Below are 21,348 nucleotides of genomic sequence, written 5' to 3' on the forward strand. Positions count from 1 at the left end.
GCCTCAGGGGCTGAGCCGTTCGATCCGCCAGGTGCCGTCCTCGCGGTAGACGTAGCGCAGCCTGTCGTGCAGCCGGTTCTCGTGTCCCTGCCAGAACTCGATGGTCTCCGGGAAGACGCGGAAGCCGCCCCAGTGGGGCGGGACGGGGACCCGCTCGCCCTCCGGGTAACGGGTGTGGAGTTCCTCGTACGCATGGTCGAGCTCGGCGCGGGAGGCGATCACCGAGGACTGGGCGCTGGCCCAGGCGCCGAGCTGGGAGCCGTGGGGGCGGGTGCGGAAGTACGCGGCGGTCTCGCCGCGGCCGGTACGGGTGACCGTGCCGGTGACGGAGACCTGGCGTGCCATGGGGTGCCAGGGGAAGAGCAGCGCGATGTGCGGGTTGGCCGCCAGGTCGCGGCCCTTGCGGGACTCGTAGTTGGTGTAGAAGACGAAGCCGCGCTCGTCGTACTGCTTGAGGAGCACCGTGCGGGAGCTCGGCCGTCCTGCGGCGTCGGCCGTGGAGACGACCATGGCGTTGGGCTCGTAGATGCCTCCGAGCTCGGCGGCGTGCACGGCCTCCTTGAACCAGCGCGCGAACTGGTCCATGGGGTGTGCGGCGAGGTCTGCCTCGTCGAACGCCTGGGCGCGGTAGTGCGCGCGCATCGCGGCGGGGTCGGGGGCCTCGAAGACGTCGGGGTCGTGGGCGGTGCGGTCGGCGGGGGCACGGTCGTTCACGCGGTCATCTTGCCGTACGAAGCGATGTGTACGGCCTGCAGATCCATAGATGAGTGCCCGGACGCACCACCATGCGCCCATGCACACCTGGGCGCCGGCCTTTGATTCCGGGCCCGGCATCCGTCGAACAGGCGCCGAGCCGCCCGAAGTGGCACTGTGTGTGATGTGGCACTGAGTGCCGCGAGGACTCCCCAAAGGTGGCACTAAGGGATAGGGTCCTGCTGCCGAATCGGTTGGGGGTGACCGCCTGTCCCACGGGGCATCACCGCTGTGACCGATCCGGACCGCGAATTTTCGGAACCGACCGTGGAAACCGGAAACGAAGCCCGCTGAAGCCAGAAGCCGCTGCACCCGCTGCACCCCGCTGAAGCCCGCTTCTGAACGACTCCGGTCCTCCCTACCGTCTGTCGCACACAGTGAGGAGCCGCCTGATGTCCGACTTCGTACCCGGACTCGAGGGAGTCATCGCGTTCGAGACGGAGATCGCCGAACCGGATAAGGAGGGCGGCGCCCTTCGCTACCGGGGCGTCGACATCGAGGATCTGGTGGGCCACGTCTCGTTCGGGAACGTGTGGGGCCTGCTCGTCGACGGGGCCTTCGATCCCGGTCTGCCGCCCGCCGAACCGTTCCCCATCCCGGTGCACTCCGGCGACATCCGCGTGGACGTCCAGTCCGCGCTCGCGATGCTCGCCCCCGTCTGGGGCCTGCAACCGCTGCTCGACATCGACGCGGAGCAGGCCCGTGAGGACCTCGCGCGCGCCGCGGTCATGGCCCTGTCCTACGTCGCTCAGTCGGCGCGCGGGCAGGGGCTGCCGATGGTGCCCCAGCGCGAGATCGACAAGGCGCACTCCGTCGTCGAGCGGTTCATGATCCGCTGGCGCGGCGAGCCGGACCCCAAGCATGTGGCGGCCGTGGACGCGTACTGGACGTCAGCCGCCGAGCACGGCATGAACGCCTCCACGTTCACCGCCCGCGTCATCGCCTCGACCGGTGCCGATGTCGCGGCCGCGCTGTCGGGCGCCGTGGGCGCCATGTCCGGGCCGCTGCACGGCGGCGCGCCCTCCCGCGTGCTCCACATGATCGAGGAGATCGAGCGCACGGGCGACGCGGAGGCGTACGTGAAGAACGCCCTCGACAGGGGCGAGCGGCTGATGGGCTTCGGGCACCGCGTCTACCGGGCCGAGGACCCGCGCGCGCGGGTGCTGCGGCGCACGGCGCGTGAGCTGGGCGCCCCGCGCTTCGAGGTCGCCGAGGCCCTGGAGAAGGCGGCCCTGGAGGAGCTGCACGCCCGCCGCCCCGACCGGGTGCTGGCCACGAACGTGGAGTTCTGGGCGGCCATCGTCCTGGACTTCGCGGAGGTTCCCGCGCACATGTTCACGTCGATGTTCACCTGCGCCCGCACGGCGGGCTGGTCGGCGCACATCCTGGAGCAGAAGCGGACGGGTCGCCTGGTGCGGCCGTCGGCCCGGTACGTGGGGCCGGGGCCGCGGAGCCCGCAGGAGATCGGGGGGTACGAGGGCATCTCGCGCTGATCGGCGTCCGCGGCGCGGCGGCGCGTTCCAGCGGACCCGGCCGCCTTCAGTCCAGCGCCTCCTCCAGCAGCGCTGCCCACTGGGTCACCACCCGCTCCCGTCGTGCCCCGTCGTCCGTGAGCAGGTTGGCCAGGCCCAGCCCGCGGGCCATGTCGAGGAGGCCCTGGACGGTTTCGCGGACGCCGGGACGGGACTCGTCCGCGGACAGGAGTTCGACCGCGATGCGGTGGGTCTCACGGCCGACCCGGGCCTCCAGCTCGGTGACCTGGGGGCGCAGTTGCTCCTCGTTGGAGGCCGCGACCCACAGGTGGAGGGCGGCGCGGAACAGCGGTCCTGTGTAGAGGTCGACGAGAGCGGCCACCACGGCGCGGCGGTCCGCCGGGCCTTCCGTGGGGGCCCCCGGGAACAGCGCCCGCAGCGCGGTCGAGCGCTCCTCTGCGACGTAGGCGACGGCTGCCGTGAACAGGTCCTCGCGGGTCGGGAAGTGGTGCTGGGCCGCGCCCCGCGAGACGCCTGCGCGCTCGGCGACGACCGACACCGTGGAGCCGGCCCACCCGTGCTCGGCGAGGCAGGCGACGGCGGCTTCCAGGAGGCGCCGCCGGGTGGCACGGCTGCGGTCCTGTTTCGGAGACCGGTCCTGCTTCGGCAGCCGGTCCTGTCGGGGGACGCGGTCGGCGCTGGTCGCGCTGGGGGTGCCGCCGGAGGGGACCGTAAGGTCGGCGGGGGCCGTGCCGTCGGCCGGTGCCGCGCGTCCGGCCGGAGTCACAACACCCATACGGGATCCCGTCGTTCAAGGAAGGCCGTCATCCCTTCGCGGGCCTCCGCGGAGGCGAAGAGCCGAGCGGAGAGAGCGGTCAGGGCCGCCGCCTCCCGGTCGAAGGTTTCCAGCACCTTAGCCGTGACCAGCCGCTTTGTCTCCGCCAGGGCTCCGGGGGCGGCCCCCCGCAGCCCGTCGAGTACGGGAGCGAGCGCCGCGTCGACATCGTGCCGGGCCGCCATGGTGAGCAGCCCGACGCGGGCCGCCTCGGCCGCGTCGAAGCGCTCACCGGTGAGGTAGTAGCGGGCGGCGGCGCGCGCGTCGAGGCGGGGCAGCAGCGGAAGCGAGATGACGGCGGGCGCGACCCCGATGCGTACCTCCGTGAAGGCGAAGGTCGCTTCGGGGCCCGCGGCCGCGATGTCGCACGCGCCGATGAGGCCGAGGCCGCCTGCGCGCGCGTGCCCGGTCACCCGGGCCACCACCGGCTTGGGCAGGTCGACGATCTGCCGCAGCAGCGCCACCAGGGCGGCGGGGTCGGGCGGTTCGCGCAGGTCGGCGCCCGCGCTGAAGGTGTTCCCGGTGTGGGTGAGGACGACCGCGCGTACGTCCTCGTCCTTGCCGCACTCCGCGAGCGCGACGGCCAGGGCGGCGACGAGCCCGGCCGAGAGCGCGTTGCGCCGCGCGGGCGCGTCCAGCGTGAGGGTGGTGATGCCATCCTCGTGGTGCCGGGTGACCGGACCGGTTCCTTGGGGCACCATGTCGGCACCCGCGAGGCCGTCTCCTTGGGACGCCATGTCGGCTCCTTGAACGTGAGGCCCGCGATCACCGCCGCGGGGCGCGTCTAGTACGACTTGGGCAGCCCGAGTGTCTGGTGGGACACAAAATTGAGGATCATTTCGCGGCTCACAGGGGCGATACGGGCCACGCGCGACGCGGTGATGAGCGAGGCGAGACCGTACTCGCGGGTGAGGCCGTTGCCGCCCAGGGTGTGCACGGCCTGGTCGACGGCCTTCACGCAGGCCTCGGCGGCCGCGTACTTGGCCATGTTGGCGGCCTCACCCGCACCGATGTCGTCGCCCGTGTCGTAGAGGTGGGCGGCCTTCTGCGTCATCAGGCGGGCGAGTTCGAGTTCGATGTGGGACTGCGCGAGGGGGTGGGCGATGGCCTGGTGCGCGCCGATCGGGGCCTGCCAGACGGTGCGGTCCTTTGCGTAGCCGACGGCACGGGCAAGCGCGTAACGGCCCATGCCGATCGCGAAGGCGGCGGTCATGATGCGCTCGGGGTTGAGGCCCGCGAACAGTTGCAGCAGGCCCGCGTCCTCGTCGCCCACGAGCGCGTCCGCGGGCAGCCGGACGTCGTCGAGGACGAGCTCGAACTGCTTCTCCGGGGCCTGGAGTTCCATGTCGATACCGTGCCGCTGGAAGCCCTCGGCGTCACGCGGTACGACGAAGAGGCAGGGCTTGAGGCGGCCGGTGCGGCCCTCTTTGTCGGACACAGTCTCGGTGCGGGCGACTACGAGCGTCGCGTCTGCGATGTCGACGCCGGAGATGAACACCTTGCGGCCGCTCAGCACCCAGTCCGTGCCGTCCCTGCGGGCCGTGGTGGTGATGCGGTGCGAGTTGGAGCCCGCGTCCGGTTCGGTGATGCCGAAGGCCATGGTGCGGCTGCCGTCGGCGATGCCCGGCAGCCAGGTGCGCTTCTGCTCCTCGGTGCCGAAGCGGGCGATGACGGTGCCGCAGATCGCGGGCGAGACGACCATCATCAGCAGCGGGCATCCGGCGGCGCCCAGCTCCTCGAGGACGATGGCGAGTTCGGTGATGCCGCCGCCTCCGCCGCCGTACTCCTCGGGGAGGTTCACACCGAGGTAGCCGAGTTTGGCGGCCTCGGCCCACAGTTCCCCGGGGTGGCGGCCCTCGGCGACGGCCTTGGTGAGGTACTCGCGCCCGTAGCGCCTGCCGAGCTGGGCGACGGCGGCGCGCAGGGCTTTGTGCTCGTCGGTTTCCAAGGTGGCGCTCACTGGTCCTGGTCCTCCTGTACGGCGGATTCGGCGACGGAATCGGCGACGGCCTCGACGACGGATTCGGCGACGGCTTCGACGACGGACTCGGCGACGGGCTCTACGACGGACTCGACGACGGACTCGACGACGGCTTCTGCGACGGCTCGACGACGGCGAGCAGCGCGCCGACCTCGACCTGGCGGCCGGGGGCGGCGTGCAGGGCGGTGAGCGTGCCGGAGGTGGGAGCGGCGATCTTGTGCTCCATCTTCATCGCCTCCAGCCACAACAGGGGCTCCCCGGTCCGTACGGCGGCTCCCACGGCCAGCCCGTCGGCGACGCGGACGACGGTGCCGGGCATGGGTGCGAGCAGGGACCCGGGGACGTGTTGCGCGGCCGGGTCGGGGAAGCGGGGCAGGACGGCGAGGGCGGTGGCGTTCACGTACACTTGGTCGCCGTATCGCGTCACCTCGAACTTCCGGCGTATGCCGGCCACTTCGAGGACGACGAGCCGGGCGTCTGCCTGCATGACCCGCACCCCGTCGGCGGCCAGGCCCGCGCGGGTGTGCCGGTAGCGGACCTCGTGCTCCTCGCCCGCCATGGCGTACCGCTTGACCTGCGGCTGCGACGGCAGATTCCGCCAGCCGCCGAACCGGGAACGGCCGTGGGCGTCGGCGAGGGCCGCGGCCAGCGGGGCGTACGGGTCGGGGTCCGGCCCTGTCAGCTCCGGCAGATGACGGCCGTAGAACCCGGTGTCCCTGCGGCCGGTGGTGAACTCCTCGTGCCGCAGGGAGCGGACGAGCAGATCCCGGTTGGTGACAGGGCCGTGCACGACCGCCCGTTCCAGGGCGCCCGCGAGCTTCCGGATGGCCTCCGCGCGCGTGGGGGCGTGGGCGACGGCCTTGGCGAGCATCGGGTCGTAGTGGACGCCGATCGGGTCGCCGTCCTCGTAGCCGGTGTCCAGGCGGACGCCGGGCACGCTGAGGCGGTGCAGGGTGCCGGTCTGCGGTGCCCAGTCGCGGGCCGGGTCCTCCGCGTACAGGCGGGCCTCGATCGCGTGCCCACGCGCGCGTGGCGGCTCGGCGTCCAGCGCCCCGCCCTCGGCGATCCGGATCTGCAGCGCGACGAGATCGATACCGAACACGGCTTCCGTCACGGGGTGTTCGACCTGGAGGCGGGTGTTCATCTCCAGGAAGTGCGCGTGGCCGTCAGCGACCAGGAACTCGACGGTTCCGGCGCCGCGGTAGCCGGTCGCATGCGCGGCACGGACCGCCAACAGGTGGAGGTGATCGGTGAGTTCCCGCGAGAGTCCCGGGGCGGGTGCCTCCTCGATCACCTTCTGGTGGCGGCGCTGGAGGGAGCAGTCCCGGGTGCCGAGCGCCCACACCGTGCCGTGCGCGTCGGCCATGATCTGGACCTCGACGTGCCGCCCGCCCTGGATGTACGGCTCGACGAACACCTCACCGTCCCCGAAGGCGCTCAGGGCCTCGGCCCGTGCCGCCTCCAGGGCGCCGTCCAGCTCGGAGAGTTCCCGTACGACCCGCATGCCGCGCCCGCCACCGCCCGCGGCCGCCTTGACCAGCACCGGAAGGTCGTCCTCCGTCACCTCCTCCAGAGGCGCGATGCCGATGAGCTTCTTGGCGCGCGTCTTCGACGCCATCGCCTCGATCGCCTCGGGCGGCGGTCCGATCCAGACGAGACCCGCGTCGAGCACGGCACGCGCGAAGTCGGCGTTCTCGGAGAGGAAGCCGTAGCCGGGGTGCACGGCGTCGGCGCCCGCGGCCAGCGCCGCCTTCACGATCAGGTCGCCGCGCAGATACGTCTCGGCGGACGCCGCTCCCGGCAGGCGTACGGAGGTGTCGGCCACGCGCGCGTGGAGGGCGTTCTCGTCGGCGTCCGAGTGCACGGCGACCGTCCGGATACCCAGGTCACGGCACGTACGGAAGACACGGCAGGCGATCTCGCCGCGGTTGGCCACGAGCACAGAAGTGATCACTGGAGAGGACCTCATATCCGTCACATCCGGAAGACGCCGAAGCCGCCGCGCGCACCCTCGACGGGCGCCGTGTGGATCGCGGACAGGCACAGGCCGAGCACCGTGCGGGTGTCGCGCGGGTCGATGACCCCGTCGTCGTACAGCCGCCCGGACAGGAACATCGGCAGGGACTCGGACTCGATCTGCTGCTCCACCATGGCGCGCAGGGCGGCGTCTGCGTCCTCGTCGTAGGGCTGCCCCTTCGCGGCGGCCGACTGGCGGGCGACGATGGAGAGCACCCCCGCGAGCTGCTGCGGGCCCATGACGGCGGACTTGGCGCTGGGCCAGGCGAAGAGGAACCGCGGGTCGTAGGCCCGCCCGCACATGCCGTAGTGGCCGGCGCCGTACGAGGCGCCCATCAGCACGCTGAGGTGCGGTACGCGCGAGTTGGACACCGCGTTGATCATCATCGCGCCGTGCTTGATGATGCCGCCCTGCTCGTACTCCTTGCCGACCATGTAGCCGGTGGTGTTGTGCAGGAAGAGGAGGGGGATGTCGCGCTGGTTGGCGAGCTGGATGAACTGGGCCGCCTTCTGCGACTCCTCGCTGAACAGCACGCCCTGCGCGTTGGCGAGGATCCCGATCGGATAGCCGTGCAGGGTCGCCCACCCGGTGCACAGGCTCGTCCCGTACAGCGGCTTGAACTCGTCGAAGTCGGAGGCGTCGACGATCCGGGCGATGACCTCGCGCGGATCGAAGGGGATCTTCAGATCGCCCGGCACGATGCCCAGGAGCTCGTCCTCGTCGTACTTGGGCGGTTCGGCCGGGCCCGGATCGGGGTGCGCCTTGCGGTGGTTGAGGCGGGCCACGACGCGGCGGGCCTGGCGCAGGGCGTCCTGCTCGTCGAGCGCGAAGTAGTCGGCGAGACCGGACACGCGCGCGTGCATCTCGGCTCCGCCGAGCGACTCGTCGTCGCTCTCCTCGCCGGTGGCCATCTTCACGAGCGGTGGCCCGCCGAGGAAGACCTTCGCGCGCTCCTTGACCATGATCACGTGGTCCGACATACCGGGGATGTACGCGCCTCCGGCCGTGGAGTTCCCGAAGACCACGGCGACGGTCGGGATGCCGGCCGCCGACAGCCGCGTCAGGTCGCGGAAGATCGCCCCGCCGGGGATGAAGATCTCCTTCTGCGACGGCAGATCGGCGCCGCCCGACTCGACGAGACTGATGCAGGGCAGCCGGTTGGCGTAGGCGATCTCGTTGGCGCGCAGCGCCTTCTTCAGCGACCACGGATTGCTGGCCCCGCCGCGTACGGTCGGGTCATTGGCCGTGATCAGGCATTCGACGCCCTCTACGACGCCGATCCCGGTGACGAGTGAGGCCCCCACCGCGTAGTCGCTGCCCCAGGCCGCAAGCGGCGACAGCTCCAGGAACGGGGTGTCCGGATCGAGCAGCAGCTCGATGCGCTCGCGGGCGAGCAGCTTCCCGCGCGCGCGATGCCGGGCGACGTACTTCTCGCCGCCGCCCGCGAGCGCCCTGGCGTGCTCGGCGTCGAGCTCGGCGAGCTTGCCGAGCATGGCTTCGCGGTGGGCGGCGTGGTCAGGGGCGGTGGTGTCCAGCGCGGACGCGAGGACGGTCACGGGGTCACCTCCGGCGAGGAAAAGACATGGCGCCAGGCCTCCGTCACAGCAGTACCTCCGGTATCTCCAAGTGCCGCGACCGCAGCCACTCCCCCAGCGCCTTGGCCTGCGGATCGAAGCGGGCCTGCGCGGCGACGCCCTCGCCGAGCAGGCCCTCGACGACGAAGTTCAACGCCCGCAGGTTCGGCAGCACATGGCGTACGACGGGGAGGCCGGAGCACTCCGGGAGAAGCTCCCGCAGGCGGTCGGCGGTCAGGGTGTGCGCGAGCCAGCGCCAGGCGTCGTCGGTGCGCGCCCACACGCCGATGTTCGCGTCGCCGCCCTTGTCGCCGCTGCGGGCCCCGGCGACCAGGCCGAGCGGCGCGCGACAGGTCCGGCCTGGCGGCAGCGGCTCGGTCAGCGGTGGCTCGTCCGCGGCTTCCAGTACGCGGGTGGCGGCGGGCGGAGGCACCGGGATCCGCCGTCCGTCGTGGAGCACCGCCACATGGTCCACGGCGCCCTGCTCGACGTAGGCCGCATCGAACACCCCGTACGGCGCGCCCCTGCCCGGCGGCGCCGTCAGATGGAACCCCGGGTAGCTGCCGAGCCCCAGCTCGACGGCGGCCCCGCTGAGGCGCCGTCCCACGGACTGCTCGTCGGCGTCGCGGACGACGAGCCGGAGCAGCGCACTCGCGGTCTCCTCGGTGTCCGCGTCCGGCCGGTCGGTGCGGGCCAGCTCCCATCGCACCTCGCTCGGACGGGACTTGGCGGCATCGAGCGCGGCCTCCATCTGCTCGCGCACAAGCGCCGCCTTCGCCTCGACATCGAGCCCCGTGAGGACGAAGACGACCTCGTTGCGGAACCCGCCGAGCCGGTTCAGCCCGACCTTGAGGGTCGGGGGCGGGGCCTCGCCGCGCACGCCGCTGATGCCCACGCGGTCGGGTCCGTCCTGCGTGAGGCGTACGGAGTCGAGGCGGGCGGTGACGTCCGGCCCCGCGTACCGCGCACCGGACGTCTCGTACAGGAGCTGCGCCGTGACCGTGCCGATGTCCACGACACCGCCCGTCCCGTCGTGCTTGGTGATGACGGACGAGCCGTCCTCGTGGATCTCGGCGACCGGAAACCCCGGATGCCGCAGGCGACGCCCGTCGTGCTCGGCGAAGAACGCGTAATTGCCGCCCGTGGCCTGGGTGCCGCACTCCAGGACATGCCCGGCGACGACGGCACCCGCCAGCTCGTCGTACGCCCCTGGCCCCCAGCCGAAGTGGGCCGCGGCGGGCCCGCTGACCAGCGCCGCGTCCGTGACCCGGCCGGTGACGACGACGTCCGCGCCCTCCCGCAGGCAGACGCCGATTCCGCCGCCGCCGAGGTAGGCGTGCGCGGCGAGCACCCCCGGGAAACAGCCGCTGAGCTCGTCACCCTCGACGTGGGCGACGCGGACGGGGATGCCGAGCCGGTCGGCCAACGCGCGTACGGCGTCGGCGAGTCCGGCCGGGTTCAGCCCGCCCGCGTTGGCCACGATCCGCACGCCTCGCTCATACGCGAGCCCGAGGCACTCCTCCAACTGCCGCAGAAAGGTGCGCGCGTAGCCGCCGTCCGGGTTCTTGAGGCGGTCCCGCCCCAGGATGAGCATGGTCAGCTCGGCGAGATAGTCGCCGGTCAGGACGTCGAGCGGGCCGCCCGTCAGCATCTCGCGCATCGCGTCGAAGCGATCGCCGTAGAACCCGGAGGCGTTGCCGATGCGCAGCGGGCCGGTCATCGGGCGGCGCCCTTCGGCGTGCGTCCGGCGCCGGGCGGACCGGCGAAGGCCTGCGCGATGCGCAGCGGGCCCGTCATCGGCCGCCCCCCTTCGGCGCACGCCCGGCCCCCGGCGGGCCCGCGAAGGCCTGCGCGATGTCCAGCCACCGGTCGGCGTCGGGCCCCTCGGCCCGTACGGCGAGGTCGGCGCGGTGGGCGCGCTGGGTGACCAGGAGGCAGAAGTCGAGCGCGGGCCCGGTGACCCTCTGCGCGGCGTCCTCGGGCCCGTACGTCCACACCTCACCCGAACCCGACCCGTCGGGCGGGGTGAGCTCGACGCGGAACTCCTCGCCCGGGGCGGCCAGTCCCCGCACCGCGAAGGAGAAGTCACGCGCGCGTACGCCGATACGCGCCACGTGACGCAGCCGCGCGGTGGCCCGACGGGTCGTGCCGAGGGCGTCCACGATGTCCTGACCATGCGCCCAGGTCTCCATCAGACGGCCGGTCGCCATGGAGGCCGCGCTCATCGGCGGCCCGTACCAGGGAAACCGGGTCCCGGTCGGAGCCGCCCGCAGCGCCTTCTGCAGCAGGTCACGCCCGGTGCGCCAGCGGGCGAGCAAGTCGGTGTGCGGCAGTGCCGCGCCCGCCTCGGCCGCCTGGTCGACGAAGGTCTCCGGCGCGGCCAGAGCCTTCGCGGCCTCTGCGGCGAAGCCGTCCGGGTCGGTGACGGACAGCAGCGCCATGCGGTCGGTCCACTCGAGATGAGCGATCTGGTGGGCGATGGTCCAGCGGGGCGCGGAGGTCATCCAGGCCCACTTCTGACGGCTCAGTCCACCGACGATCTCGTCGAGTTCATCACCTTCGGCACGCAAGTCGTCCAGTACGACAGCGGGTTCGGACACGGTGCGCTCCCCTCGGGACCGGCACGGCGGTGTGCCCCCGGAGCATGGCAGCCGCCAGAAAAACAAGCAAGCGTGCTTGCATTGATTTCGGGCCGTTCGTTACGGAGCGGCAGCCGGTGGACTCCCGGGAGGACCAGGCCGACGAGGACGGCCAGACGTAAGGAAACGCGTCGCGTCAGAGGGCGGTGCCGCCCTGGGCCGCGTCGTCCAGCCCCTTCGCCTTCCCCCGCCCCACCTGCGTCCGCACCGCCCCCATGCTCGCACCGATGACCAGCGCGATCGCCAGCGCCTGGGTGGCAGACAGGGCCTGGTGCAGGACCAGGAAGCCGGCAAACGCCGCGAGGGCCGGTTCCAGGCTCATGAGGACGGCGAAGGTGGACGCGGGCAGGCGTCGCAGGGCGATCAGTTCGAGGGTGTACGGCAGGACGGACGAGAGCATCGCGACGCCCGCGCCGAGGCCCAGCGTGACCGGGTCGATGAGCTTCGTCCCCGACTCCGCGATGCCCAACGGCAGGAAGAGCAGGGCCGCCACGGCCATGGCCAGCGCCAGGCCGTCGGCCTGCGGGAAGCGGCGTCCCGTACGGGCGCTGAACACGATGTACGCCGCCCACATGGCGCCGGCGCCCAGCGCGAAGGCGACACCCAGGGGGTCGAGGCTCTCGAAGCCTCCGCCGCCGAGCAGGAAGACGCCGGCGAGGGCGAGGCCTGCCCAGATCACGTTCACCGCCCGGCGGGACGCGAGCACGGAGAGCGCGAGCGGGCCCAGGACCTCGAGGGTGACGGCCGGTCCCAGCGGGATACGGGCGACGGCCTGGTAGAAGAGCCCGTTCATGGCGCCCATGGCGACACCGAAGGCGAGGACGGTGCCCCAGTCGGCGCGCGAGTGACCGCGCAGCCGCGGACGGCAGACGGCGAGCAGCACGACCGCGGCGACGATGAGCCGCAGCGTCACGACACCGAGAGCCCCCGCCCTCGGCATCAGACTCACCGCGAGCGCGCCGCCGAACTGCACGGAGACACCGCCGGCGAGGACGAGGCCGACGGGACCGAGGGAGCCGAGACCGAAGCGGAAACTGCGGCGCCTTCCGGGTGCGCCCGGCACGTCGGCTGCGGCCTGCGCAGCCGGCACGGCACCTGGCGCTGCCGCCGCCACGGCGGGCGCCGTATCGCCGACGCCACCAGGAGTGCCCTGCGCACCTTGTGCGACGCCTGCTTCCGACACGTCCGACACGGCTCTCAGCCTTCCCGAGGTCCAATCCAAGCCACAAGTCCATTCACCTGGACTCGCGTATTCAAAATAGTGCACCCGTCCAGCACTGTGAAACCCTTTTGCAGCTTACGTCGGCGGCCGGTCGGCCCGGTCGCCGGAGTCCCCGAGCGCTTCGGCCAGCACCTCCGCCACATGCCTCCCCCGCCGCCCCGCGAGCTGCTCCAGCTGGGTGCGGCAGGAGAAGCCGTCGGCCAGCAGCACCGTGTCGTCCGACGCCGCCCGTACCGACGGAAGCAGCTGCTCCTCGGCGCAGGCGGTCGAGACCTCGTAATGGCCCTTCTCGAAGCCGAAGTTGCCTGCGAGGCCGCAGCAGCCGCCGCTGAGGTCGCCGGTCAGGCCCGCCTTCTCGCGCAGGCGGCGTTCGGCCGCGTCGCCGAGGACCGCGTGCTGGTGGCAGTGGGTCTGGCCGGCGACGGGTCGGTCGAGGCGCGGCGGCTGCCAGTCGGGAGCCTGCTCCTCCAGGTACTGGGCGAGCGTGCGGACCGAGTCGGCGAGTTCACGCGCGCGTGGGTCGTCGTGGAGGAGTTCCGGCAGGTCGGTCCTGAGTGCGGCCGCGCAGCTGGGCTCCAGTACGACCAAGGGGCCGCCCATGACCGGCTCCATCCGGTCGAGGGTGCGGCGCATGACGGCGCGGGCGCGGTCGAGCTGGCCGGTCGAGACGTACGTCAGGCCACAGCACACGCCCGACGGCGGCAGGACGACCCGGCGTCCGGCGTCCTCCAGGACCTTCACTGCCGCCTTGCCCACCTCGGGCGACAGATGATCGGTGAAGGTGTCCGGCCACAGCACGGCGGCCTGGTTCGACGAGAGGATGTCCGTGCGGCCTCCGCCGAGCCGTCGTGCGCGGCGGTCGAACCACCGCCGGAACGTCTCGCGCGGCAGCCGCGGAAGCTCCCGCTCCGGTGCGATGCCGCCGAGCCGCTTGGCGAGCGTGGCCAGCGGGCGCAGCCGCAGCGCCGCGTTCACGGCGGTCGCGAAGTTCACGGCGCCCGCGAAGGGCGCGGCGAGCCGGAGCCAGCGCGGCAGCCACCCCATCGCGTAGTGCGCGGCCGGTCGCCGCCGCCCCGCGTAGTGGTGGTGCAGGAACTCCGCCTTGTACGTGGCCATGTCGACGCCGACCGGGCAGTCCGACCGGCAGCCTTTGCACGACAGGCACAGGTCGAGCGCGTCGCGGACCTCCGTGGACCGCCAGCCGTCCGTCACCACCTCGCCCGCCAGCATTTCGTGCAGCAGGCGCGCGCGCCCGCGCGTGGAATGCTCCTCCTCGCCTGTGGCCCGGAAGGACGGGCACATCACCGCAGGCCCCGCCGCCGTCCCCGTACGGCACTTCGCGACGCCCACGCACCGGCGGACCGCCGCCGAGAAGTCCCCGCCGTCGTGGGGGTAGCCGAAGGCCACGTCGACCGGTTTCCGCGGCAGGACGGCGAACCGCAGGTTCTCGTCGAGCCGGGCCGGGCGTACCAGCATCCCCGGGTTGAGCAGGTCGTCCGGGTCCCAGGCGCCCTTCACCCGTTCGAAGAGCCGCACCATCTCCGTGCCGTACATCTTCGGCAGCAGCTCGGCGCGTGCCTGGCCGTCGCCGTGCTCGCCCGAGAGCGAGCCGCCGTGGGCGACGACCACGTCCGCGAGCTCCTCCGAGAAGCGGCGGAAGCGGCCGATGCCCTCGGGCGTCAGCAGGTCGAAGTCGATGCGGACGTGGATGCAGCCGTCGCCGAAGTGCCCGTACGGCGTGCCGAGCAGGCCGTGCTGGGCCAGCAGCCCCCGGAAGTCCCGCAGGTAACCGCCCAGCCGGGCCGGCGGCACCGCACAGTCCTCCCAGCCCGGCCAGGCCTCCGTGCCGTCCGGCATCCGCGTCGCCGTACCGCTCGCGTCCTCGCGGATCCGCCACAGGGTGCGCTGCCCGGCCGGGTCGGTGACGACGACGGCGTCCACGACGTCGGCGGCGCGCACGATCGCCTCGGCACGCGCGCGTGCCTCCGCCTCCGAGCCGCCGCCCGTCTCGACGAACAGCCAGGCACCGCCCTTGGGCAGCGCGGCAGTGCCTGGGGGCACGAGGTCGGCGGCCATGCCCTCCACGGTCAGCGGCCCGAACGGCAGCAGTCCTGCGGCCGCGTCCGCGGCGGCGCCCTCGTCTGCGTACCCGAGAACGCCGAGCGCACGCGCGCGTGGCGCCTCGACGAGCCGGACGACCGCCTCCGTGAGCACGCCGAGCGTGCCTTCGCTGCCGCAGAACGCACGCGCGACGTCCGCGCCCTTCTCGGGCAGCAGCGCGTCCAGTGCGTAGCCGGAGATACGGCGCGGCAGCTCGGGAAAGCCGGTGCGCAGCAGCGCCAACTCGCCGTCCACGAGAGCGCGCAGGCCGTCAGGGGCACCGGCCCATCCGCGGCCCAGCCGCAGGCGCTCGCCCCGGCCACTGATCACCGACAACTCGCCGACGTTGTCCGCGGTCGTCCCCCACGCCACCGAGTGCGACCCGCACGAGTTGTTGCCGATCATCCCGCCGAGGGTGCAGCGGCTGTGCGTGGACGGGTCGGGCCCGAACCGCAGGCCGTGCGGGGCCGCGGCCTCCTGGAGCCGGTCCAGGACGACGCCCGGCTGGACGACCGCCGTACGCTCCTCCGGTTCCAGGGAAACGATCTTGTTCATGTGCCGAGTGAAGTCCAGGACGACACCGGCGCCGGTCGCCTGGCCGGCGATGGACGTGCCGCCGCCGCGCGCCACGAGCGGCACACCGTGCTCGCGGCACACGGCGAGCACCGCGGCCACGTCGTCGGCGTCCCGCGGGGCCACCACACCGAGCGGCACACGCCGGTAGTTGGACGCGTCCATGGTGGTCAGCGCCCTCGCGGTCACCCCGAAGTCGACGTCCCCGCCGACGGCCGCCCGAAGCCGGCTCCGCAGCTGAGCGCGCAGATCAGCGCCCGGGTCACCGCCAGGCTCAGTCCTCCGGCCGACACGCCGGTCATCGCCCCCGTCAACCCGCAGCTCGCCCGGTACCCCTTCGAGATCAGCCATGCCCCCAGGATGCCCCCGCCCGCACTCCTCATGATCCGGCTGCCCCGTTCTCATGATCCGGCTCGCCCGTCTCATCCGACGGACACGTTTCCGCCAGGTTTCACCGAGCGACTAGGCTCCCCACGTGGCTGAGATCCAGATTCCCGCTGACATCAAGCCCGCCGACGGACGTTTCGGCGCGGGCCCCTCCAAGGTGCGCACGGAGGCGCTGGACGCCCTGGCCGCCACCGGCACGTCCCTCATGGGCACCTCTCACCGCCAGGCCCCGGTCAAGAACCTGGTCGGCAAGGTCCGCGAGGGCGTACGCGACCTCTTCCAGCTCCCCGAGGGCTACGAGGTGATCCTCGGCAACGGCGGCTCGACCGCGTTCTGGGACATCGCGACCCACGGCCTGATCGAGAACAAGTCGCAGCACCTCAGCTTCGGCGAGTTCAGCTCCAAGTTCGCCAAGGCCGCGAAACTGGCCCCGTGGCTCGCCGAGCCGACCGTCATCTCCACCGACCCGGGTACGCACCCCGAGGCCGCCGCCGAGGCGGGCGTCGACGTCTACGCGTTCACGCACAACGAGACCTCGACCGGTGTGGCCATGCCCCTCAAGCGGGTCGAGGGCGCCGACGCGGGCTCGCTCGTCCTCGTGGACGCCACCTCCGGCGCGGGCGGTCTGCCGGTCGACATCGCCGAGACCGACGTCTACTACTTCGCGCCGCAGAAGTCCTTCGCCGCCGACGGCGGCCTGTGGATCGCCGTCTTCTCCCCCGCCGCGATCGAGCGTGCCGAGCGCATCCACGCGTCGGGCCGCCACGTCCCGGAGTTCTTCAGCCTCCCCACGGCGATCGACAACTCCCGCAAGAACCAGACGTACAACACCCCGGCCCTCGCCACGCTGTTCCTGCTCAACGAGCAGCTGGAGTGGATCAACGGCCAGGGCGGCCTGGACTGGGCGGTGCGGCGCACCGCGACCTCCGCGCGGACGCTCTACGGCTGGGCCGAGGACGTCAAGTACGCCAACCCGTTCGTCGCCGACCCGGCGAAGCGCTCGCAGGTCATCGGCACGATCGACTTCTCGGACGACGTCGACGCCGCCGCGGTCGCCAAGGTGCTCCGCGCCAACGGCATCGTGGACACGGAGCCGTACCGCAAGCTGGGCCGTAACCAGCTGCGCGTCGCGATGTTCCCGGCGATCGAGCCGTCGGACATCGAGGCGCTGACGAAGTGCATCGACTACGTGATCGAGAAGCTCTGATCACTGCGGTACGACACTGAAGGGCGCCCGGCGAAACGTCGGGCGCCCTCTTCAGTCGCAGGCTCAGGTTCACTACCGGGACCTGCAAGCACCCGCTCGACAGCGTCCGGGACGTCTCAGCCCCGCCGCAGCAGCCGCTTCAGGCCGAAGACGACGGCCAGGGTGGCGGCGAGAGCGATGGCGCCGGTCCTGAAGTCGGCGTCGAAACCGGGCCCGCTGTCCGTGGCCGCGCTGTCCGATCCACCACCTGTGGACGGCGTCTTGGACGCCGCGCCGCCCTCTTCCTTCACCTCGACGGGCTCGACCGGGCTCTGCGCGCCCTCGCTGCCGTACATCAGGGCGGAGCCGTCCGCCGTATAGGTCATGGACTCGCCCTGCCCCTGCAGCGGCACGCTCAGCCGCCCCTCCCGCTCCGGCTTCCCGTCGCGCCACGCGTAGAGCACCCCGCCGAAGTAGCCGCGCAGCGCAAGGTGCTTGCCGTCGGGCGAGAACGCGCCGTCGGTCACCCAGAGATCCGTGCCGGCCACGCGCTTGAAGACGTTCGTGCCAGAGGCGGAGAGCCGGGCCGGGCCTTCGTAGAGGGAGCCGCCGTCCTCCTTCTTGTCGGCGATGTACACCCGGCCGGTCTTGGGATGGACCATCAGCGCCTCTGCGTCTCGCGGCCCGTCCTCGTACTTCACGACGTACTGCGTGGCGCGGACCGTCTGATCGCGCAGTTCCCTGGGCTCGGGAAGCTTGTAGATCCAGACGTACGGCCAGGTGCCGCCGAGGTTGTCGCCTATGTCGCCGACGTAGAGGTTGTTGTCGGGCCCTATCGAGATGGCCTCCATGTCACGCGCCCGGCCGACGCCCGTCATGGTGACGGTCGCGACGGTCCGCCCGGTCTTCGAGTCGACCGCGTAGAGATACGCGCCGTCGTCGCTGTCGTTGTGCGTCCAGTAGACACCGGGGTGGAGGTGCGAGGCGGCGAGGCCGCTGGACTCGGTGATCCGCGGATCCTTGATCGTGAACCCCTCGGCGCCGCCGTCGGCGAAGGCGGCAGGCGTCGACAGTGCGACGAGGAGGACGGCTCCGGCGAGGGGCGGCAGGGATCGCATGCCCTCAAGCCTGCCACCCCGCCCGGCCCTTCACCGGGCGTGTCCAGCCTCACACCCCCGGCCGCCACCGGCCCGGCGTTGATCGACGATGATGAGCGGATGCTCAGGTTCATGCCCGTCGGGGACTCCATGACGATCGGAAGCGCCGGCGAACACACCTGGCGGTACCGGATGTGGCAGCACCTGTGCAGGGCGTACGGCGGCCCGTTCGCGATCGTCGGGCCGCGCGAGACGCTGCACGACAAGGCCGCGGACGCGCCCCTCTCGTACGAGTACGCGGACCCTGACTTCCCGCCGCACGCCCGCCGCCACCTCGCCGGCTGGGGCGAGGGCTGGCTGCACATGGCTCCGCTGATCCGCGAGACGGTGAAGCGCGAACGGGCGGACGTGCTGCTGGTCTCCCTGGGCCTGATAGACCTCGGCTTCTACACGGACGCCGAGCAGACGGCGGAGAACATGCGCCGCTTCGTCACCGAGGCGAGGCTGGCCAACCCGCGGGTACGCATGGTCGTGCTGCCGGTGATCCCGAACGTACGCGCAGAATCGGACGCGGAGTTCGCGACGGAGGTCGCCCGCTTCAACGAACTCCTGGCGAAGGCCGTCGCCGACCTGGACGAGCCGTCCTCCCCCCTCCTCCTGGCCTCGGTCCCCGAGTCGTACGACATCCACTTCGACACGTACGACGGGACGCACCCGAACGCGAGCGGGGAGCACAAGCTGGCGGGGGCGTTGGCGGACGCGATGTATCAGGCGTGGGACTTGGGTTCCCCCTACGAGATCGGGGCGTAGGGCACGCCCTCCAGGGCCCGGCGTGGCCCGGTCACCGTGCGTATCGTTGTACTGCGCGGCTGCACTTGTCCGAGAGGCGGCCGGGGAGGAGCGCCACGATGACCGTCCTGGAAGACAGGATCGAGATGGCCGACGCCAACACCAAGCGTCTGGACGAGTGGTTCGAGCGCCTTGAGCGTATGCCCGTCCCCGAAGGATTCAGGGTTGAGATCGTCGGGGGCAACGTCCACATGACGCCGCAGCGCGACACCCATTGGGAAATCATCCGCCGGATCGTACGGGCCCTCGAAGACAGGTTCGGGAGGGAAGTCAGAGTGTTCTCTGACGTCCGGATCGACTTCCCGGGTCACGAGAACGGCTTCTGTCCGGACGTTGCCAAGCTCAGCGACTCCGCGAAGAAGGACGACGAGGGTCGCTGGCGCTACCAGGACGTCGAGTTCATCGCGGAGGTCATCTCCGAGGGCACGGCTCCCAACGACTACGGCCCCAAGAAGACCGCGTACGCGCTGGCGGAGGTTGCCGTCTATCTGATCGTCGACCCGTACGTCGGGAAATGCCGCCTGTTCACCCAGCCCAAGGACGGCGAGTACATGAGCGACACGTCCATCAGCTACGGCGTGGACGTCGACATGACCACCACCCCCCTCGGCCTCAGCCTCAAGACCGACGAGTTCCCCCGCGACTGACCACGCGCCCCGCCCTGGCTGCAAACTCCCCTTGCCTAGAGCGCACTCCACGGCGTTGGCTAAAGCCTCATGAAGTACACGCAGCTCGGACGCACGGGTCTCAAGGTCAGCCGGCTCGTTCTCGGGACGATGAATTTCGGGCCCCAGACCGATGAGGCCGACAGCCACGCCATCATGGACGCGGCGCTGGACGCAGGTATCAACTTCTTCGACACCGCCAACGTGTACGGCTGGGGCGAGAACAAGGGCCGTACGGAGTCGATCATCGGCAACTGGTTCGCCCAGGGCGGTGAGCGGCGCGACAAGGTCGTCCTCGCCACCAAGGTGTACGGGAACATGGCGCCCGACGGCGACCACGTGTGGCCCAACCACGACAAGCTCTCCGCCCTCAACATCCGGCGGGCCGTCGACGCCAGCCTGAAGCGGCTCCAGACGGACTACATCGACGTCTACCAGTTCCACCACATCGACCGTCAGACCCCCTTCGAGGAGATCTGGCAGGCCATCGACGTACTGGTCCAGCAGGGCAAGATCCTCTACGCGGGGTCCTCCAACTTCCCCGGGTACAAGATCGCCCAGGCCAACGAGACCGCGGCCCGGCGCGGCAGCTTCGGGCTCGTCAGCGAGCAGTGCCTGTACAACCTCGCCGAGCGCCGCGCCGAGATGGAGGTCATCCCGGCCGCGCAGGACTACGGCCTCGGTGTCATCCCCTGGTCCCCGCTGCACGGCGGGCTGCTCGGCGGCGTCATCAAGAAGGAGACGGAAGGCGGTCGGCGTGCGTCCGGTCGCTCCGCCGACGCCCTCGCCAACTCCGCCGTACGCGAGAAGGTCCAGGCGTACGAGGACCTGCTCGACAAGCACGGCCTCGAGCCCGGCGAGGCGGCACTCGCCTGGCTGCTCACCCGCCCCGGCGTGACCGGCCCGATCGTCGGCCCGCGCACGGCGGCCCAGCTTGCCTCGGCACTACGCGCCGTCGAACTGGAACTGTCGGACGAGGTGCTCACGTCCCTGGACGAGATCTTCCCGGGGCCTGGGCCGTCGCCGGAGGCGTTCGCCTGGTAACCGTCACATCCGGCCGGACCCCCGCTCGGCCGGGGTCCGGGGGTTGCCCCCGGGACAGCACAGCCCGAGGCCGGGGCCGTCGCCGGAGGCGTTCGCCTGGTAACTCCCCCGGGACAACACAGCCCGGGGCCGGGACCGTCGCCGGAAGCGTTCGCCTCGTAGCACAACAGTCGCCCCTGGCCGGGAGGCCAGGGGCGGCGTGCCTTGCCGCGGCCGGTCTACTTCCCCACCGCCGCCGACAGCGCCACCACGACGAACATCAACACGAGCACACCGGCCATGATCCGGTTCCTGGTCTTAGGGTCCACGTACTCGAGGTTAACCGGCCCCTCCGAGTGGCCAGCGGGCGACCGTCTCGTAGCGCGGCTGCTCACCCCGCACCCCTGAAACGGGCAGCCGGCTCCGCACCAGACGCAGCTCGTCCACGGTCCACTCGCTGCCCGCGAAGTGGCGCAGCTCGGCCACGTACGGCCGCAGGTCGTGCGGTCGGCGGGTGCGGGCGATGGACAGGTGCGGATGGTAGCGGCGGTGCTCGCCCATCTCGATGCCTGCCTTGCGGCCCGCCGCCTCCGTCCGTTCGGCCAGCAGCCGCATGGTGCCCACGTCGCCCTCGGCTCCGGCCCACAGCGCCCGGTCCCCGAAGTGGCCGCCGCCGCGCAGGGCCAGCGGGAAGGAGTCGGTGCGACGAGCGGCCCTGGCCAGCCGCTCAGACAGCTCGGGGACCGTCTCCTCCGCCACCTCGCCGTAGAACGCCAGCGTGAAGTGCCAGCCGGGACGGGGGGTCCAGCGCAGCGCGTCGGCGCCGGGCAGGCTCCTCACCCTGTCGACGGCAGAGGCGAGTTCACGGCACGCGTGGTCCGGGGGCAGCACGGCGGCGAAGAGTCTCATGGTCAGAGTCTGTCCCACGCCTGCGCCACCGCACGTCCGGCGCAGGCGACAGCACACCGGGCCCCA

General features: G+C 71.8%; 17 protein-coding genes. 5 read left to right on the plus strand and 12 right to left on the minus strand.

Annotated features, from left to right (window positions below; genetic code table 11):
* Positions 1-3: 3 nt before the first annotated feature.
* Positions 4-642, minus strand: a complete 639-nt coding sequence (pdxH, locus tag H1D24_RS15495; RefSeq protein WP_258564108.1) for a pyridoxamine 5'-phosphate oxidase — start codon at positions 640-642, stop codon at positions 4-6.
* Positions 643-1,145: 503 nt separating this feature from the next.
* On the opposite strand from pdxH, the gene H1D24_RS15500 reads away from it, so the two are divergent.
* The gene (locus H1D24_RS15500) at positions 1,146-2,246 is read left to right on the plus strand and encodes a citrate synthase 2 (RefSeq protein ID WP_181658139.1); all 1,101 of its coding nucleotides are present in this window, start codon (positions 1,146-1,148) and stop codon (positions 2,244-2,246) included.
* Positions 2,247-2,292: 46 nt separating this feature from the next.
* Here the strand turns inward: H1D24_RS15500 and H1D24_RS15505 are convergent, their stop codons facing one another.
* From H1D24_RS15505 to H1D24_RS15545, 9 genes are all read right to left on the minus strand, one after another.
* Positions 2,293-3,021 carry a TetR/AcrR family transcriptional regulator gene (locus H1D24_RS15505; protein ID WP_258564091.1) on the minus strand — a complete coding sequence of 243 codons (729 nt, stop codon included), beginning with the start codon at positions 3,019-3,021 and terminating at the stop codon, positions 2,293-2,295.
* Positions 3,009-3,761, minus strand: a complete 753-nt coding sequence (locus H1D24_RS15510) for an enoyl-CoA hydratase family protein (RefSeq protein ID WP_181658306.1) — start codon at positions 3,759-3,761, stop codon at positions 3,009-3,011. Before H1D24_RS15510 ends, H1D24_RS15505 begins: the two co-directional genes overlap by 13 nt.
* 83 nt (positions 3,762-3,844) lie before the next feature.
* Positions 3,845-5,020 (minus strand): acyl-CoA dehydrogenase family protein, encoded by a 1,176-nt coding sequence (locus tag H1D24_RS15515; protein WP_181658140.1) that lies wholly within the window; start codon positions 5,018-5,020, stop codon positions 3,845-3,847.
* Between the two features lie 100 nt (positions 5,021-5,120).
* On the minus strand, positions 5,121-6,995 hold the full coding sequence (locus H1D24_RS15520) for an acetyl/propionyl/methylcrotonyl-CoA carboxylase subunit alpha (RefSeq protein ID WP_309484326.1): 1,875 nt from the start codon (positions 6,993-6,995) through the stop codon (positions 5,121-5,123).
* A gap of 20 nt (positions 6,996-7,015) precedes the next feature.
* Positions 7,016-8,614 carry an acyl-CoA carboxylase subunit beta gene (locus tag H1D24_RS15525; protein WP_181658141.1) on the minus strand — a complete coding sequence of 533 codons (1,599 nt, stop codon included), beginning with the start codon at positions 8,612-8,614 and terminating at the stop codon, positions 7,016-7,018.
* A gap of 43 nt (positions 8,615-8,657) precedes the next feature.
* Positions 8,658-10,352 (minus strand): acyclic terpene utilization AtuA family protein, encoded by a 1,695-nt coding sequence (locus H1D24_RS15530; RefSeq protein ID WP_181658142.1) that lies wholly within the window; start codon positions 10,350-10,352, stop codon positions 8,658-8,660.
* 73 nt (positions 10,353-10,425) lie between these two features.
* Positions 10,426-11,232, minus strand: coding sequence for a TIGR03084 family metal-binding protein (locus H1D24_RS15535; protein ID WP_181658143.1), 807 nt, complete (start codon positions 11,230-11,232; stop codon positions 10,426-10,428).
* A 175-nt stretch (positions 11,233-11,407) separates the two neighbouring features.
* On the minus strand, positions 11,408-12,385 hold the full coding sequence (locus H1D24_RS15540; RefSeq protein ID WP_181658307.1) for an EamA family transporter: 978 nt from the start codon (positions 12,383-12,385) through the stop codon (positions 11,408-11,410).
* Positions 12,386-12,568: 183 nt separating this feature from the next.
* Positions 12,569-15,331, minus strand: coding sequence for an FAD-binding and (Fe-S)-binding domain-containing protein (locus H1D24_RS15545; RefSeq protein WP_258564110.1), 2,763 nt, complete (start codon positions 15,329-15,331; stop codon positions 12,569-12,571).
* A 310-nt stretch (positions 15,332-15,641) separates the two neighbouring features.
* On the opposite strand from H1D24_RS15545, the gene serC reads away from it, so the two are divergent.
* Positions 15,642-16,760: a phosphoserine transaminase gene (serC, locus tag H1D24_RS15550; RefSeq protein WP_181658145.1), complete on the plus strand. Its 1,119-nt coding sequence runs from the start codon at positions 15,642-15,644 to the stop codon at positions 16,758-16,760.
* Positions 16,761-16,876: 116 nt separating this feature from the next.
* Here serC and H1D24_RS15555 read toward each other — a convergent pair whose 3' ends face one another.
* Positions 16,877-17,857: a WD40 repeat domain-containing protein gene (locus H1D24_RS15555; RefSeq protein ID WP_181658146.1), complete on the minus strand. Its 981-nt coding sequence runs from the start codon at positions 17,855-17,857 to the stop codon at positions 16,877-16,879.
* 99 nt (positions 17,858-17,956) lie between these two features.
* On the opposite strand from H1D24_RS15555, the gene H1D24_RS15560 reads away from it, so the two are divergent.
* From H1D24_RS15560 to H1D24_RS15570, 3 genes are all read left to right on the plus strand, one after another.
* Positions 17,957-18,646, plus strand: coding sequence for an SGNH/GDSL hydrolase family protein (locus H1D24_RS15560; RefSeq protein ID WP_181658147.1), 690 nt, complete (start codon positions 17,957-17,959; stop codon positions 18,644-18,646).
* Positions 18,647-18,744: 98 nt separating this feature from the next.
* A complete protein-coding gene (locus tag H1D24_RS15565) occupies positions 18,745-19,332 on the plus strand; it encodes a Uma2 family endonuclease (protein WP_181658148.1) in 588 nt (195 codons plus the stop codon).
* A 69-nt stretch (positions 19,333-19,401) separates the two neighbouring features.
* Positions 19,402-20,394 carry an aldo/keto reductase gene (locus H1D24_RS15570; protein ID WP_181658149.1) on the plus strand — a complete coding sequence of 331 codons (993 nt, stop codon included), beginning with the start codon at positions 19,402-19,404 and terminating at the stop codon, positions 20,392-20,394.
* Between the two features lie 318 nt (positions 20,395-20,712).
* Here H1D24_RS15570 and thpR read toward each other — a convergent pair whose 3' ends face one another.
* A complete protein-coding gene (gene thpR, locus H1D24_RS15575; protein ID WP_181658150.1) occupies positions 20,713-21,282 on the minus strand; it encodes an RNA 2',3'-cyclic phosphodiesterase in 570 nt (189 codons plus the stop codon).
* Positions 21,283-21,348 lie beyond the last annotated feature (66 nt).

The organism is Streptomyces himalayensis subsp. himalayensis (genome assembly GCF_013778455.1).
GTDB classification, from domain to species: Bacteria; Actinomycetota; Actinomycetes; order Streptomycetales; family Streptomycetaceae; genus Streptomyces; species Streptomyces himalayensis.